Genomic DNA, 16,034 nt, shown 5'->3' on the forward strand with positions numbered 1-16,034 from the left:
ACAATTCAAACCTATAAAGAATTAAGAAATAATGCAATATTATAGTTTAAATAACAACGCATCAAATGTAGCTTTTTCTGAAGCTGTCATCAAAGGATTAGCTCCTGATCGAGGATTATATTTTCCTGAAAACATAACACCTTTACCCAAATCCTTTTTTGAGAATATTGAAAATATGGATACTGCGGAAATTGCTTATCAAGCGATACATCAGTTTGTTGGAGACGAAATACCTGAAGTTGAATTAAGGGATATACTGAAAGATGTACTCAGTTTTGATTTTCCGGTGGTAGAAATTGAAGATAATATAGGCACACTTGAATTGTTTCATGGACCAACTATGGCTTTTAAAGATGTTGGAGCGCGTTTTATGGCTAGATGTTTAGGATACTTTAATCGAAACAATGAAGATCAAGTTACAGTTTTGGTAGCAACATCTGGTGATACAGGAGGTGCTGTGGCAAATGGATTTTTGGGAGTAAAAGGAGTAAACGTGGTGATCCTCTACCCTTCTGGAAAAGTAAGTGATATTCAAGAAAAACAATTAACCACACTTGGGCAAAATATTACTGCTTTAGAAGTAGATGGAGTCTTTGACGATTGCCAGGAAATGGTAAAAACTGCATTTCTAGACACTAGTATTACCGATCATAAACAATTGACCTCTGCAAATTCTATAAACGTTGCCAGATGGCTTCCACAGTTGTTTTACTTCTTATTTGCATATAAACAGATCAAACACAAAAAAAAGGATCTTGTATTTTCTGTTCCTAGTGGTAATTTTGGTAATATCTGTGCAGGAATAGTAGCCCACAAATTAGGACTACCTGTTAAACATTTTGTAGCATCAACCAATATTAATGACACTGTTGTTCGCTATTTACAAACATCAAAGTATGATCCTAAACCTTCAAAAGCTACTATTTCTAATGCAATGGATGTTGGTAACCCAAGTAATTTCATTAGAATTCAGCAGCTTTTTAACAACAATTTTGAAGCATTAAAGAGTAAGTTTACAGCATATAGTTTTACAGATGAACAAACAAAAAAAGCTATGGAGCTAATACATGATCAATCAGGATATGTATCAGACCCTCATGGTGCTGTTGGATATTTAGGACTTAAAGAACAAAAACTAGAAAATAATGATTACGGTATTTTTCTAGAAACAGCTCACCCTGTTAAATTTCTAGATATTGTAGAAGATACTTTAGATACTACAGTAAAAATCCCTTCTCAAATCCAAAGAGTTATGGATAGAGAAAAACGTAGTATCAAAATTAAAAACTATGAAAACTTAAAAGAGTTCTTACTAAGGTAAGAACTCTTTTAAAAAATCAATTTTATCTATTACACTATTTTGCTAATGACCTCATAACCTTATACACAATATTTGTGGTCGAGGCTAGATATTTAAAATTAACAGTTGTGTATTTATCTTCACTTTGACGAACGTATGGTGAATTGTCCGCATTTTTCAACTCTGCCGTAAGTGTTACGGTTTCAAAACCAAAATTAGCAAAGAATCTACTTTCTGGAGTAGCTACAGTTCTTTTATAAATAGGAACCGGAGACTCTATACGATACATCGACTCAAGACTTAAGCTAGATGCTAACATTTCGATAGCTCTATCCTCATCATTATCCCATCCCATATAATCAGATCTATGCATTGAATGAATGTTATACTCCTCGTCTTTCAATTTTTTGGTAAACATTCTGGTTCCTACCATATTGCTTTTCCAATGATCAAAAAACACAATCATAAAATTCTTATTACGCTCCTCTAGTTCAACAATTTTTTTTGCAGCATAGTACGCAATAGCAATTCCTGTAGCATTATGAACAGCACCAGGGCTTCCTTCTACAGTATCATAATGTGCTGCAATAATAACATACTCGTCACTATCATTGGTAGCCGGAATCTCTGCATAGATATTTACTCCATTAAATATATTCCCCTTTTTATCCTTAACATTATATGCATGCTTTTGGGGTTTAAGTCCAATATCCTTTAAAGAATTAGATAAAAAATCTGCAGAAGCTTTCCTTTCAGAGGCACTTGCTCTACTTTTTAATTTCTTTTTTCCTTTTATAGGTTCATGCCCTGTTAATTTGGCAACAATCGTTCGCTGGACATTAATAATCTCAGCTTCTATTCGGTCTTGTTCAGTCTGAGCTGGGGTCATCTGAATTGTAAAAACGAATAATAGTAAAAATGTTCTATAGTAATTCATTTTGTAGGTTTTGTATTCTTTTTCCCTTTAACACAAATTTATTAAAAAAATGTAATTATACAATTTTGTACATTTATTGCTTAAAATATAATTTTAATATGTCTTTTGCAAAAACCGTACCTTTTATTTTAATCGCACTATTATTTATTCAATGTAATGAAAATAAAACAAATAAAAATTTGTTAAACGCTCCAGAAAATTGGAGAGGCGAAGTTATTGAATTTCCATTAGAATTCGCCCCTTCTTTACAATATTCTGGAATTGAGTATGTTCGTTTTGCTCCTGGCTGGGGAAAAGAAGGCAATTTAGACTATTTTTCTTATGTCTTTGCATGGGATCTTTATAACGATCCACAATTATCTACGGGTAAACTTGAATCTGATATAGAAACTTATTTCGACGGCTTAATGTCTGTTGTATCTGGAGAAAATCAAAATTCTGTACCCAGTTTTTCTAGATCAAAAGCTTTCTTTGAAAAAGTGAATGACTCAGTATACATTGGAAAGGTATTAACCCACGATGCTTTTACGTCCAAAAAAGCAGTTAGTCTTAATATACTAGTAAATTATAGTTTTTGTAAACAGCAAAATAACCATTTTGTAGTATTTATGATCTCTCCACAAGGTCCTGAGCATCAGATCTGGAAAACATTGAAAAAAATTAATTTGGAGCAAGACTGTTTAAACTGATATTCTATATTAAGGAATTCAAATAATTATAATTTATTTATTCTAAACCATTGAAATGCAATAATAGATTTGGCATCACAAATTGTTCCTGATCTTAATAGAGTATCTATTTGGGAAATATGATACTTTTGTAACTCTATATCTTCGTCTTCTTCATTTAGACCTCCACCTTGATGTATTTTATCTTTTTCAAAGATTTCTCCATAATAAAGAAACATTCGTTCTGAAGAGCCTCCTGGAGTAGCATAAAATGTAGTTATATGTTCCAATTCTGAAACTTGGTATCCAGTTTCTTCTTTAACTTCTCGAATCGCACATTGAATTGGGTCTTCATTTTCTTCTATACCTCCTGCGGGAATCTCCAAAAGCCAACCATTACCTTTTTTGGTTGTAGGATAACGAAACTGATTAATTAATATCAAGTGATCTGTGTCTTTTTCATATAACAAAACGGCTACACTATCACCCCGATCTACCATCTCACGAGAATATGTTACTGGAGTATTTTTATAAAACCGATCATGAACAATTTTTGCTTTTTTTACTATTAAAAACCCTTTATAGACTATGTTTTCATTTAAAATTTTATATTTCATCTACTATAAAACAATTAATTTGATACACCCTAAAGACAACAATATATGTATTTTAAAATGGAGATTCGACTCAAAAAATAGAATTAATACTCTGCTTCAAAATCCAAGTACTTTTTCTATTATTATTCAAAATAAACATGGTTACTATAAAAACTAATACCCAGGATTTTGTTGATGAGCAATATTAGGATTCACATTAATTTCATCCGTAGGAATGGGTAATATCGTTTTATCCGCTGGAGCTACTATTTCAATTGGATTTGCATCCTGTCTATATTTGGTAAAACTAATCCCATACCTAGTGAGATCAAAAAGTCTAAATCCTTCATAAGCTAACTCTTTTCTTCTTTCTAATAGAATTTTTTCCAAAAGTGCCTTCCCAGTTTCAGTAGATGGAGCCATATCTTCAGCATGTGCTCTTTGTATAATAATATCAAGTGCCTGCTGTGCTTCAAGATTTTCATTCAATTGAGCATGAGCTTCTGCTTTTATCAAGTACATTTCAGAAAGACGCAGTACATGTATATTATCATCTTGCGTTGTATTTCTGGGAAATTTTGTAACTAAATTTACTTGTCCATCTACGGGATATAATTGTTTTCTAACATCCGTTTGGGACAATTTGTTTTTAAAATCATTTGTTGCAAAAGCATCCTTAAAAGTAAGGTAAAAATGTCCTATCGAACTTGTTCCAGAATTGTCGCTTTCTATGTTTGAGATAACAAACAAACTCTCATTATTCGAATTTTCTGCCCAACTGTCAAAATATGCTTCTCTGGTTAATAGGCTTTTCCCACTATTTAGAATAACATCTGTTGCCATATCTCGAGCATTTTCCCAGTTTTTCATATGTAAATACACCCTAGCTAATAATGCTTTTGCTCCATTAAGGTCAATTCTAAAGGGCTCAGACTCTACATGCATCAAATTGATTGCTGTTTGGAGATCTATCAAAATCTGATTATATACTTCTGCGGCTGTACTTCTTCCTGGATTTTGAATATTTGTACCATCTCCTAATAGATTAAAATCTGGTATTGGCACCCCTAAATGTGAAGCATCTTTTGTAAAGCCATAAGGTTGAGAAAATAGAAGTTGAAAATTATGAAAAGTCAAAGCTCGTAACGCGTACATCTCTCCAATGTATTGATTTGCATCTTCTTGTTCTGTTTTGGGAAAAGACAGTATGTTTGCCTTATTTATAACAATTGATGTCGTAGCTATAATACGTGACAAATTGTTATAAGTTTCTTCTACTTTGGAATCACTAGCATTAACTGCGTAATTATCAAATTCTAGAAATCTACCTGTATTATCAAAAGCATTAATAAAGGCATTATCTGACATAATTTCAGGGATTAAAACAAAATTTCTATTATAATATCCCTTGTGAGCAAAAAAACTGTATACCCCGTTGGCTGCAAGATTCAAAGAGTTTAAATCTTCAATTGCCTCTCCTACAATTACAGAATCAGAAAATCTTTGTTCTAATGTATCCTCACATGATATTGTAACGATAATTATAAGAGTCCATAAAAGTTTTTTCATAATAATTTGTTTAAAATGTAATATCCACACCTAAAAATAATGTACGAGAAATAGGAATCTCTTGATTTAACCTACCATCTGCTCCCGCTTCGGGATCTCTTTCTAATCTTTTGTCCTTTATATACGTATACAAATTATTTCCTTTTACATAGACTTTAACATTAGATAACCCAATCTTATTAATTGAGGTTAATGGAAAATCATAAGATAGAGAAACCTCTCTTAATCTAATATAGCTGCCATCATATACAAATCTACTGGATCTAAAGGCGGGACTTCCAGATTGCCCATTACCATATACAAAAGCAGGAACGTCGGTAATATCACCAGGTTTTCTCCATCTTCTTTCAAAAGTTCCTCTACTTACATTTCCTGTAGAGGAGAGTCTTCTTGCTCCGTCACTATTAGTAAACCTGTTCCAGGTATCATAAACTAAACCTCCCCAGGCAGTATATAGTTGAAAATCTAAAGCTATCCCTTTGTAAGAAAAGTGGTTTCTCAAACCTGCATAAAAATCAGGAGTAGCATTACCTATAATAGATCTGCTAGCATTATTGTAATCAGATGTTATTTGAGTCCTTGAATCATCAATATACCAAAGAGCGTTGCCATTTTGTGGATCTACTCCTGCATATATTGGAAGGAAGAATGTCTCTATATCTTCTCCAACGGCAGTAATTCGACTACCTCTAATGATTGGCTCTCCCCCATCACTAAGTCTGGTAATTTTATTTTTATTTGTAGTAAAGTTAAATTTCGTAATCCAACTAAATCCCCTGTCATTAGAGATGATGTTTTTAGTAGTGATATCAAATTCAAACCCTGTATTCTCCATTGACCCAATATTATCTGCTATATCGTTGCCTTCATCAATATCAGGTTCTCCCCCGTCACCATTTGCTGCAGAAACAGGTCTCAACCTTAGGAGGTCGGTTGTTTCCCTGGTATACCAATCCAAACTACCATTAACTCTACTATTAAAAAAAGAATAGTCCAAACCAATATTAAAAGCTTTGTTGAGTTCCCATTTGATATTAGGGTTTCCTAATGAAGTAAAAATCAACCCTGGGTTTCCATTGTAATCGTTAACACTAAACAGGTCAAAAATACCTGTTTCGGGATCATTACCATTAATACCATAACTTGTTCTTAGCTTAAGATCATCAACAAAACCGATCCAATTCATAAATGATTCATTAGCAATATTCCATCCTAAACCAACTGACCAAAATACCGCAAACTGATTGTTTTTTCCCAAATTTGATGATCCATCGCGTCTTATAGATCCACTAACCAAATATCTATTATCATAGGCGTACTCTGCATTAAGAAATACAGAATTAAGACCTTCCTGATCTTTATCTGTTGATGCAAGAGTAAACAAACTTCCATTGGTAAGGTCCTCAAAACCATCGGGAATGTTTTCTACAGTAAGATCGGTAAATTTATCTCTTACTTTTTGTAGTTCATATCCTCCAAAAGATTTTAAGCTATTATTGTTCCAATTGAAATTATATTTTAATAAATTTCTAAACAACCATGAAAACAGAAAATTAGAATCTTGTTCTCCTCGACCTGAAGGCCTTCCGTCTCCAAAACCTGAGGAAAGTCTAATATACTCATCTTGGAAAGTTTGATTCATATTGATTAAAGATTCGAATGTGAGACCATCAATAATTCTATATGACGATCCAGCTCCGGCAAGAATCCTATGATCTATATCTTTTCGTATTTCTTTTTGTGCCTGAGCAACTGGATTTTGAGTACCATTAAAGTCAAAATTAAATGTTCCATCTTCATTATATGGCGATATATCAGGTCGTATTCTATATATTGCTCTCACCGGATTTGCAAAAAAACCACTATTGGGTCTTTCTTTTGAAATCGTTTTATTATAGGATACATTCACATTAACCTTTAATCTTTCATTAAATTTATGATCTATTTTTAATCTGGTGTTCATACGCTCAAATTGAGAGGCTAGAATAACACCTTCTTGATTAAAATACCCTCCTGAAAGGTAAAACTTTGTGTTTTCACCTCCCCCTTTTATAGAAAGATTATGCTGCTGATACAATGCATCTCTTGTTAGTAAATCATACCAATCTGTATCAACTTCAGGATTAAACCCATTATCCTTCAAAAAATTGAGAGCATCAATATCATCTTCACGTATTCCTGCATTCTGAACACCCTCAACTAATAATTCTTGTAATTCAGGAGTGTTAAGTGGTTTAAATCGATTTGCTACCGATGCAGCGGAGAGCCCTGATTGAACACTATAAGAGATTTGCGTTTTACCTGATATACCGGACTTAGTATTAATAACTATAACACCATTAGCACCTCTTACTCCATAAATGGATGTGGCAGCGGCATCTTTTAATACCGAAATTGCAGCAATGTCTCCAGGATTAAGAGAGGCAACCACATTAGAGTCTTTGGTTTGAAAACCGTCTATCACATATAAAGGAAATGCAGACTCAAAAGACCCAATTCCTCGAATTCTAACATTTGGTGTCGCCCCAGGTTGTCCACTGCTAGAGGTTACTTGTACACCAGCTATATTCCCTTGAATACTTTCTTGTATAGCTGCCCTTGGGGTTGCATTTATTGTATTAGGACTAACATTTAATACAGAACCTGTTAACCTTGATTTTTTTTGAATTCCGTACCCTGTTACAATTACTTCTTCAAGGTTGCTTATATCTTCTTTTAAAATAACATTGATAATATTGGTGGATACTTTTACTTCTTTTGTTTCAAATCCCACATACGAAAAGACCAATATTTCGCCTTTTTTAGCTTCAATTTTATAATTACCATTAAAATCGGTTAATGTACCATTATTTGTTCCTTTAATCACAACATTAACTCCAGGAAGGAGAAAATTATCTTCATTCCTTATCATACCGCTTACAAGATTTTGTACACTCTCACTTCTTAAATCTTTCTTATCTCTATCTTGGTTTGTTGACTTTTCTTCAATATAATCCAAAAGATTTTTAAGTGCTTGCTCAGATGATTCTACGTTTCTGGGGAATAATACAATTTGATTTTTATATACTTTAAAATCAATGTTGGTTTTTTTAAACAATTTACGGAGTATATCTTTTAGATTACCATTATCAGACTTCAAAGATACCTTCTTAGAAATATCAATTAAACTATTGTTATAGAAAAAGCGATATTCACTTTTTTCTTCAATTTGGTCAATTGCTACTTGTAATGTAACTCTATCCAAAGAAATAGAGATATTTTGGGAATAGACATTAAATGAAAATAGTTCCGAAAAGGTAATACAAATAAGTAAGGAATAAAATTTCATAATTCTTATTAGATGTTTTCTGGATAAGAAAACTCCCTAAAGTTTTTTTATAATTTTATATGACTTTGTCTACTCTAACTCAAGAGTCTAATTAAAAACATATTGTAATAAACAATACACTTCATACTTTTTATTCTGAATTGAGCATAATTTTGCCACCTACGAACTCATAACTTATAGGAGAAGAAATTCTGAGGAGTTCTAAAACCTCTTCTAAAGTGAGGTTATCAAACTCTCCTGTATACTTATATTGTAAAAGCGAATCAGAATTAATTACAAATTCTACATCATATTTTCTATTCAGATCTAAAACTACCTGTTTTAACGGTGTTTTATCAAAAATTAGTTTACCTTTTTGCCAGGCTATAATATGTATAGAATTTACTTTATCCACAACAATATTGCTTTTTTCTCTATCAAAAACTGCTCTTTGCGATGGTTCTAAAACGATAGTTTGTTCTTTTTGTTGTTGAAAAATTTCAACTTTACCAGTTATCAAAGTAGTCTCAATTTTCTCATCATCTGGATACGATTTTACATTAAATGAAGTCCCTAATACCTTAATATTAATATCGTCCGTATTAACAAAAAAAGGCTTGTTTATATCTCTCTTTATATCGAAAAAAGCTTCACCTACGAGCGTTACTTTTCTAATATTATCTTTAAATTTTTCAGGGTATGTAAGTCTACTACCTGCATTCAAAACTACAGTAGAGCCATCTGGCAATGTAACCATTTTGTGATCCCCTTGTTGCGTTATAACTTCATTTGTATTACTACCAAAAAAATCTGTTGTGTTAACTACAAAATTAGTGTTGGGAAAAGAAGAAAATAGGTACCATACCATTATCAGAGGTATCACTATTGATGAACACATTGCTGTATAGTAATATACCTTGCTTTTAGATCTTTTAGAAGAAAATTGTTCATATTGCGCTTCAACACTATTGCCATCATATGAGTCTAAAGTTGAAGCAACATAATTTGCCTTAAGTAAATTGAATTGTTTTTGATGTTTAGTATCTTTTCTAATCCATTCGATTACTGCTTTCTTTTCATTTTCTTTTGCCGCTCCCTTAATATATTTTATGAGATCTTTTTCTTGCATTAATTATGGTCTTATATTTATATAGACGTATAAAAAAGTTATACCCCCCAACAGCTTTTAATTTTTCTAAAAAAAAGATAAAAATTCACGAAGATGTAGTCTCATATGCCTTATTGCTTTAGACATATGATTTTCTACCGTTTTAACCGAAATGTTTAGCTCGTCTGATATTTCCCTATTTTTCAAGCCTTCAATTCGACTTTTCATAAAAACCTTTTTACATTTTTCCGGAAGTAATTCTATACTCGTTTCTATTCTTTGTTCTAACTCTTTCTCTAATATTGATAGTGTATCCCTGTCTGCCAAAGCATTATGGTTAATATATGCTTCAAGTTGAAGTACATTATTACTGCTATTAAGTTTATGCTTTTTGGATCTAAGATAATCCAGACAAGAATTTTTGGTAACTTTAAATAAGTACCCATTAATATTTGAATTGATACTTTTTCTTTTTTTCCAAGTCTTTATAAAAACATCCTGCACTACTTCCTCGGCATCTTCTTTATTAGAGATATAGCATTGTACTACATACAACAGTTTTCCATAATAAAGCTCAAAAAGAATCTTAAAAGTCTCTTTGTCTCCATCATTTATATTTTTAATGAAAAAATTATTTGTTATTTGTAATTCCTTTTTCACTGACACAATTATTCATGGTAAAGGTAAATATTTTTTTTTAACATCATAGCAACAAAGAATTAACATTAAAACTCGATTTTTGTTATAATTTATGCTAAAAAAATTTCATTTCGACAAAAGTAATTTTTTGTAAGCTCACTCTATACTTTTGATTACATAAATTTCTATCACCAAACATTTTTTTATTGTATACCCATACCTATCCACTGTCTTTTATATGGTATATTCTTCTTTTAATCCCATTTTTTTTTACAAGTGGTGTCCCTGAATATCCTGCAGACATAGTTTTGCTTTAATGGTTACCTATAAACATTTATAAAAATAAAACAATAACCAAACTATCAAATATAAATTTAATTTCTACTTGCTAGTAATGAATTCACTCTTCTTATGACTAAAAAATGTAATTACTTCACTTCATAAAGAGAGTCTAGAGAGGTATCATGATAATTCTTTTTACTTTTATAGATAGATGTCGTTCTTCTGATTAGGTTGCCTTTTTATCGTATAAAAAATAAAATTTAACAATATTAAACTCGTATTATTAAAACGATTCAAAAATCATTTGTACACCTACACAAAGTTTTTTACATTCGGCGTCAATTTGATAGATAATCTAAATCATTTTACTATGCAAAATACTGCTCTAACCAAAACTCATACCGCTTTAGGTGCCAAAATGGTTCCTTTTGCTGGTTTCAATATGCCAGTATCCTATGAAGGTGTTAATATCGAACATGAAACTGTTCGCAATGGTGTTGGTGTATTTGATGTATCCCATATGGGAGAGTTTCTTATTACAGGTCCTAATGCTTTAGATCTTATTCAAAAAGTAACTTCAAATGATGCTTCTAAATTGATTGACGGAAAAGCACAATACAGCTATTTACCTAATAACAAAGGAGGAGTTGTTGATGATTTGATTGTGTATAGAATTGCAAATGAAAAATACTTATTAGTTGTAAACGCTTCTAATATACAAAAGGATTGGGATTGGATAAGTAGTCATAATACCATGAACGCCGACATGAAGGATTTATCAGATGACTATTCATTATTAGCAATTCAAGGACCAAAAGCTGCTGTTGCTATGCAACCACTGACTTCTATTGATCTTGAAGCTATGAAATTTTACACTTTTGAAATAGCGGACTTTGCTGGTATAGAAAATGTTATTATCTCTGCTACTGGATATACCGGTAGTGGTGGTTTTGAAATCTACTGTAAAAATTCTGAAGTACAACAGGTTTGGGATAAAGTATTCGAGGCTGGGGCTGATTACGAGATTAAGCCTGTAGGTCTAGCTGCTAGGGATACGTTAAGGTTAGAAATGGGATATTGCCTGTATGGGAATGATATAAACGATACAACCTCTCCTATCGAAGCTGGATTGGGCTGGGTAACCAAGTTCTCTAAAGATTTTATTAATGCCGAAGCTTTGGCAAAAGAAAAAGAACATGGTGCAGAACGAAAATTAGTCGGTTTTGAATTAGATGAACGAGGCATTCCTCGTCAGGGTTATGATATTGTAGACAGTAATGGTAATACTATTGGAATTGTTACTTCTGGCACAATGTCTCCATCTCTAGGAAAAGGAATTGGACTAGGGTATGTTCCTTCTGTTTTTGCTAAGCCGGGAAGTAAAATTAATATTCAGGTTAGGAAAAATGCAATCCCTGCAACGGTAGTAAAATTACCATTCTATAAAGGGTAACCTTACAATAAAAAAAGTATAGTTAAGTTTCAAAGTTACATAGGTGATTTTTTGGAACTTAACTTTTTTATATAGTCAACTTTGAAAAAGATTTTAATCATAGGAGCAAGTGGTTTTATAGGAAATTCCCTGTACAGGGAACTTAATTCTTATTTTGATACTTACGGAACATATCGCACTGATAATGCTTTTTATGAAAAAAATCAGAAATTTTTTCAATATGATATGGAACTCGAAAATATTTCCATTCTACTAGACAATCTCAAACCTACTCTTATAATAACTGCACTTAGAGGTAATTTTAATTCGCAACTTGATGCGCATCTACGGATTATTCAATGGATTCAAAAACACCGATCCAAGCTTATTTTTATTTCTAGCGCCAATGTATTTGATTCTTTTAGTAATTATCCATCTTATGAATACGATAAAACACTAAGTGATAGTGTTTTTGGACGTTTTAAAATTAAGATTGAAAATGCATTAATGCGTTTACCTACATATAAATATGTAATTGCACGAGTTCCTATGGTTTTTGGTTCTGGAACTCCAAGAGTACAGGAGATAAAAACACTTTATGATCTAAAGGCTCCAATTGAAGTTTTTCCAAACGTAATAATTAATGTCACTTCAATATCTAAATTAACCCAACAGATACACTACATCATTAATCGTAGTAAAAAAGGAATTTTTCATTTGGGTAGTATTGATTTAATCTACCATTTAGATTTGATTAAAGAAATTTGTGATACACTTGGATTAGAAGATCCAATTTTTAAACAAGTTTATGATTCTAACAATGATAGATATTTGGCTGTATTACCAAAAGATAATAAGCTTCCTAAAAACCTACAAACTACTACACAACAAGTTATTGATTCTGTAATAGCTAAGTAATTCTTAATGGATTCATAATTTATGGTTACAATTGATAATTCATAGTATCTTTGTATTATGCTTGAAGAAGGAAAAAAAATTATATTATTTGATGGTGTTTGTAATCTATGTAATGGAGCTGTTAGCTTTATTATTAAACATGATAAAAATGACACATTCAGATATGCATCCTTACAAAGTAAAATAGGTAAACAATTAGTCAAGGAAAGAGATATTGATACATCAAAATTAGATTCTATTCTTCTAATAGATTCTAAAACCAGGTATTTTTACAAATCAACAGCCGCTCTGCGTATAGCAAAACAGCTGTCCGGTATATTTCCCTTACTTTCAGTTTTCCTTCTTTTACCTACATTTTTCAGAGACTGGATTTACAATATTATTGCCAAAAACAGATATAAATGGTTTGGTAAAAAAGAAAGTTGTATGATTCCAACTCCCAAACTTAGAACTCTTTTTATTGACCAACAGTAATTAATTCACACTTTATTCTTTATCTCGTTTGCGGAACAACTACCAAATCATTATTTGTTCCATTTTCTATTAAATATCCTTCAGTTTGATGTTTTTTTCTTAGCTCATTAGATTGAGCATCTAACTTATTAACATTGTCAATATGCACAATACAAAGACATATGACAGCAAAAGTAATAAGTACTATGGGTAGTAAAAGCCGTTTCATTTTTCAAGCGTTTTATGTGATACATCAAAAGTATGCATAAGAACAATGTTATGTAAGGGGGTTTTAACTAAGAATCAATAGGGGGTTTTTCCCCCCATTGAGTTGTGGGATTAATGGATTACCTGAACAATCACGTGTTTTACTAAATCATAAAGCTAGTTTACTCAATCATGGTTTTTGTTATTATATCCGTAATCTATATTCGTATAGTAACCATAAAATATGCAACTATGAGAACCTATACACTATTATTACTACTGTTTTCGTTTAGTATAGCAAACAGTGCCGAGAAAAAAACTCCTTCAGCAATAGAAGAAGTAACCATATATCTTACGGGAGCGCAAATAAAACGAACAGCTATAGCAAACTTAACACAAGGAACCAATGAAATTATACTAAATAATCTATCAGCCAACATTGATGAAAATAGCATTCAGGTTTCTGGGTTAAAAAACGCTACTATTCTCTCTATAAATTTTGCTATTAATTATCTAGAAAAGAAAAAAGATTCTGAAGAATTAGAATCATTAAGGAATAAACTTAAAGAATTTTTACTCAAAAAAAACAGTTTGGATAATATAATTTCAGGACTTAGACAAGAAGAAAAGCTTTTAGACAATAATCAACAACTAGGTAGTGACACTACTCCAATTTCTTTAGATAAAATAAAAGAAATTTCTACGTATTATAGAAACAGATCTACAGCTATAAAAAACGATATATACTCCACAACTCAAAAAATTGACAAACTAAGCAGTGATATTGATAACATCAGAAATGAAATGATAAAACTTGGGGATCATATTAAAGAAGAACGAGGAGAGATCAGAATAAAACTAGATGCTCCCACGGTATCCAATCTAAAATTGGAAATACGCTATAATGTTAGCAACGCAGGATGGTTTCCTTTTTATGATATAAAATCAGAGAGTATCAAAAAACCGCTTAATATTGCTTATAAAGCCAATGTTTATCAACAAACAGGAACCGACTGGAAAAATGCTAATATTATTTTATCTACTGGTGACCCTAATACTAACAACATAAAGCCAGATCTTACTACTAAATATCTAAATTTTACATATGGAAACTATAGAAGAAATTACACAAAACAAAATTATGGATACAAATATAATCCCACGATAAGAAAAGTAACAGGTATCATTACCGACGAGCAAGGAGTACCACTTCCTGGTGTAAATGTGGTAGAAAAAGGAACTAGTAACGGTACCCTGACTGATTTTGATGGTAAATATACCATAGAAATACAAGGAGGAAGAGAACTCTCATTCTCATATGTTGGTTTTAGTATTAAAACGATTCCGATTTATTCATCTTCAATACATATAAAGCTTGAAGAAGATGTATCTCAATTAGAAGAAGTGGTCGTAGTTACAAGAGGGCATTCTAATTCTTTAAGCGGCAGAATTTCTGGAGTTGAAGTCAAAAAAGAACAAGAAAAAAGGGAATACAATCAAATTGTAGAAACCAAAGAAACTGGAATAACCAATACCAGATTTAAAATCAAAAAGAAATATACTATTAAATCTAATGCTGATATTACGGTTATAGAAATAGATAATTTTGACATGAACACCAATTACCAATATTATGCAGCACCAGAACTTAACGAAAATGTATTTCTAACCGCAAAACTAGGCAATTGGGAGCAATTTAATCTCTTAGCAGGAGAAGCAAGCATATACTTTGAAGGTAACTTTGCCGGAAAAACAAACATAAACCCTCTTGCATCTAGCGATAGTTTAACGGTTTCGTTAGGTATTGACCCCAATATCGTTGTAAAAAGAGAACAACTAGATAATTTCAAAAGTAAATCATTTATTGGTTCATCCAAAATTATAAACAATGGTTATAAAATTAGTATAAAAAATAACAGGCAAAATAAAATCAATATTATTCTGGAGGATCGTATCCCCATTTCACAAAATAAAGAAATACGACTAGATGATTTGATTACCAATGGTTCTAGATATAACAATAAGACAGGAATTATGAGATGGAAATTGGACATTTTACCAAATCAAAAAACAGAAAAACAATTCTCTTATCAGGTTAAATATCCAAAAAGCAGAAAAATAAATCTTTAGCGCTGAAACGTATATTTAAAACCATCTCTAAATTGTTCGTCAATAACAAGCTCATTTGTCGTAACTTCAAGATTACCCAAATTTCTATTATTGACGAGCAACTCTTTAATACCATCGGTGATAGTTGTCGAATATGGATAAGTTCCTGTTGGTAATATATCTTCGACATTACTAGAATTAGTATTAACCACTTTTACTTGCTTGTTTACTTCATCAAAAACCCAAACAATAACACCCTTATCAAAATCAGCATCGACTCCCATAAATCCTCCTGATACATTGGTTAAATTCCAGGTACCGCTTAGACCAGATGAGTTGTCAGCATTAGGAGCATCATCATCTCCACTACAGCTGATAATCATAAATATGAATACTATATAAACAAAATGTTTCATCGTTGATGTTTTTTAGTTTCTATCATATAGACGAAAAGCCTCCCGTATTAGTTGCGTAGCAAAATGTTAAATATTAATATAGATTCAAATGTA

The 16,034-nt window shown here is 31.6% G+C and carries 14 protein-coding genes; 6 read left to right on the forward strand and 8 right to left on the reverse strand.

From position 1 onward, the window contains the following. Positions 1–31 precede the first annotated feature (31 nt). Positions 32–1,321, forward strand: coding sequence for a threonine synthase (gene thrC, locus C1X07_RS02155; RefSeq protein WP_103068324.1), 1,290 nt, complete (start codon positions 32–34; stop codon positions 1,319–1,321). A gap of 34 nt (positions 1,322–1,355) precedes the next feature. Here the strand turns inward: thrC and C1X07_RS02160 are convergent, their stop codons facing one another. Next, positions 1,356–2,237: a M28 family metallopeptidase gene (locus C1X07_RS02160; protein WP_103068325.1), complete on the reverse strand. Its 882-nt coding sequence runs from the start codon at positions 2,235–2,237 to the stop codon at positions 1,356–1,358. Positions 2,238–2,335: 98 nt separating this feature from the next. Between C1X07_RS02160 and C1X07_RS02165 the strand changes: the two genes are divergently transcribed. Continuing rightward, positions 2,336–2,926 (forward strand): hypothetical protein, encoded by a 591-nt coding sequence (locus C1X07_RS02165; RefSeq protein ID WP_103068326.1) that lies wholly within the window; start codon positions 2,336–2,338, stop codon positions 2,924–2,926. Between the two features lie 26 nt (positions 2,927–2,952). On the opposite strand, the gene C1X07_RS02170 is transcribed toward C1X07_RS02165, so the two are convergent. The 5 genes from C1X07_RS02170 to C1X07_RS02190 form a co-directional block, all read right to left on the reverse strand. Then, entirely contained in the window at positions 2,953–3,522 is a 570-nt protein-coding gene (locus C1X07_RS02170; protein ID WP_103068327.1) for an NUDIX domain-containing protein, read from the reverse strand. Between the two features lie 153 nt (positions 3,523–3,675). Beyond that, positions 3,676–5,070: a RagB/SusD family nutrient uptake outer membrane protein gene (locus C1X07_RS02175; RefSeq protein WP_103068328.1), complete on the reverse strand. Its 1,395-nt coding sequence runs from the start codon at positions 5,068–5,070 to the stop codon at positions 3,676–3,678. A 10-nt stretch (positions 5,071–5,080) separates the two neighbouring features. Further along, positions 5,081–8,398, reverse strand: a complete 3,318-nt coding sequence (locus C1X07_RS02180; protein ID WP_103068329.1) for a TonB-dependent receptor — start codon at positions 8,396–8,398, stop codon at positions 5,081–5,083. A gap of 130 nt (positions 8,399–8,528) precedes the next feature. After that, a complete protein-coding gene (locus tag C1X07_RS02185; RefSeq protein ID WP_103068330.1) occupies positions 8,529–9,506 on the reverse strand; it encodes a FecR family protein in 978 nt (325 codons plus the stop codon). Between the two features lie 66 nt (positions 9,507–9,572). Beyond that, positions 9,573–10,145, reverse strand: coding sequence for an RNA polymerase sigma-70 factor (locus C1X07_RS02190; protein ID WP_164914077.1), 573 nt, complete (start codon positions 10,143–10,145; stop codon positions 9,573–9,575). A gap of 631 nt (positions 10,146–10,776) precedes the next feature. On the opposite strand from C1X07_RS02190, the gene gcvT reads away from it, so the two are divergent. The 3 genes from gcvT (at position 10,777) to C1X07_RS02205 (ending at position 13,230) form a co-directional block, all read left to right on the forward strand. After that, entirely contained in the window at positions 10,777–11,859 is a 1,083-nt protein-coding gene (gene gcvT, locus C1X07_RS02195; RefSeq protein ID WP_103068332.1) for a glycine cleavage system aminomethyltransferase GcvT, read from the forward strand. An 81-nt stretch (positions 11,860–11,940) separates the two neighbouring features. Next, positions 11,941–12,756: a sugar nucleotide-binding protein gene (locus C1X07_RS02200; protein WP_103068333.1), complete on the forward strand. Its 816-nt coding sequence runs from the start codon at positions 11,941–11,943 to the stop codon at positions 12,754–12,756. Positions 12,757–12,813: 57 nt separating this feature from the next. Further along, on the forward strand, positions 12,814–13,230 hold the full coding sequence (locus tag C1X07_RS02205) for a thiol-disulfide oxidoreductase DCC family protein (protein WP_103068334.1): 417 nt from the start codon (positions 12,814–12,816) through the stop codon (positions 13,228–13,230). A gap of 19 nt (positions 13,231–13,249) precedes the next feature. On the opposite strand, the gene C1X07_RS02210 is transcribed toward C1X07_RS02205, so the two are convergent. Then, on the reverse strand, positions 13,250–13,438 hold the full coding sequence (locus C1X07_RS02210; protein ID WP_103068335.1) for a hypothetical protein: 189 nt from the start codon (positions 13,436–13,438) through the stop codon (positions 13,250–13,252). 230 nt (positions 13,439–13,668) lie between these two features. Between C1X07_RS02210 and C1X07_RS02215 the strand changes: the two genes are divergently transcribed. Further along, on the forward strand, positions 13,669–15,546 hold the full coding sequence (locus tag C1X07_RS02215) for a mucoidy inhibitor MuiA family protein (RefSeq protein WP_103068771.1): 1,878 nt from the start codon (positions 13,669–13,671) through the stop codon (positions 15,544–15,546). Here the strand turns inward: C1X07_RS02215 and C1X07_RS02220 are convergent. Continuing rightward, on the reverse strand, positions 15,543–15,941 hold the full coding sequence (locus tag C1X07_RS02220) for a hypothetical protein (RefSeq protein ID WP_128755174.1): 399 nt from the start codon (positions 15,939–15,941) through the stop codon (positions 15,543–15,545). The two genes, C1X07_RS02215 and C1X07_RS02220, sit on opposite strands and share 4 nt — an antisense overlap. Between the last annotated feature and the right edge of the window lie 93 nt (positions 15,942–16,034).

Origin of the sequence: Aquimarina sediminis, assembly GCF_002895435.1 — a bacterium.
GTDB lineage: Bacteria > Bacteroidota > Bacteroidia > Flavobacteriales > Flavobacteriaceae > Aquimarina > Aquimarina sediminis.

What these genes read in the sequence shown, in the direction of transcription:
- C1X07_RS02215 (WP_103068771.1), top strand. Translation starts at nt 13,669, where the DNA reads ATGAGAACCTATACACTATTATTACTACTGTTTTCGTTTAGTATAGCA.
- C1X07_RS02165 (WP_103068326.1), top strand. Translation starts at nt 2,336, where the DNA reads ATGTCTTTTGCAAAAACCGTACCTTTTATTTTAATCGCACTATTATTT.
- thrC (WP_103068324.1), top strand. Translation starts at nt 32, where the DNA reads ATGCAATATTATAGTTTAAATAACAACGCATCAAATGTAGCTTTTTCT.
- C1X07_RS02205 (WP_103068334.1), top strand. Translation starts at nt 12,814, where the DNA reads ATGCTTGAAGAAGGAAAAAAAATTATATTATTTGATGGTGTTTGTAAT.
- C1X07_RS02180 (WP_103068329.1), bottom strand. Translation starts at nt 8,398, where the DNA reads ATGAAATTTTATTCCTTACTTATTTGTATTACCTTTTCGGAACTATTT.
- C1X07_RS02160 (WP_103068325.1), bottom strand. Translation starts at nt 2,237, where the DNA reads ATGAATTACTATAGAACATTTTTACTATTATTCGTTTTTACAATTCAG.
- C1X07_RS02170 (WP_103068327.1), bottom strand. Translation starts at nt 3,522, where the DNA reads ATGAAATATAAAATTTTAAATGAAAACATAGTCTATAAAGGGTTTTTA.
- C1X07_RS02185 (WP_103068330.1), bottom strand. Translation starts at nt 9,506, where the DNA reads ATGCAAGAAAAAGATCTCATAAAATATATTAAGGGAGCGGCAAAAGAA.
- C1X07_RS02175 (WP_103068328.1), bottom strand. Translation starts at nt 5,070, where the DNA reads ATGAAAAAACTTTTATGGACTCTTATAATTATCGTTACAATATCATGT.
- C1X07_RS02210 (WP_103068335.1), bottom strand. Translation starts at nt 13,438, where the DNA reads ATGAAACGGCTTTTACTACCCATAGTACTTATTACTTTTGCTGTCATA.
- C1X07_RS02220 (WP_128755174.1), bottom strand. Translation starts at nt 15,941, where the DNA reads ATGAAACATTTTGTTTATATAGTATTCATATTTATGATTATCAGCTGT.
- gcvT (WP_103068332.1), top strand. Translation starts at nt 10,777, where the DNA reads ATGCAAAATACTGCTCTAACCAAAACTCATACCGCTTTAGGTGCCAAA.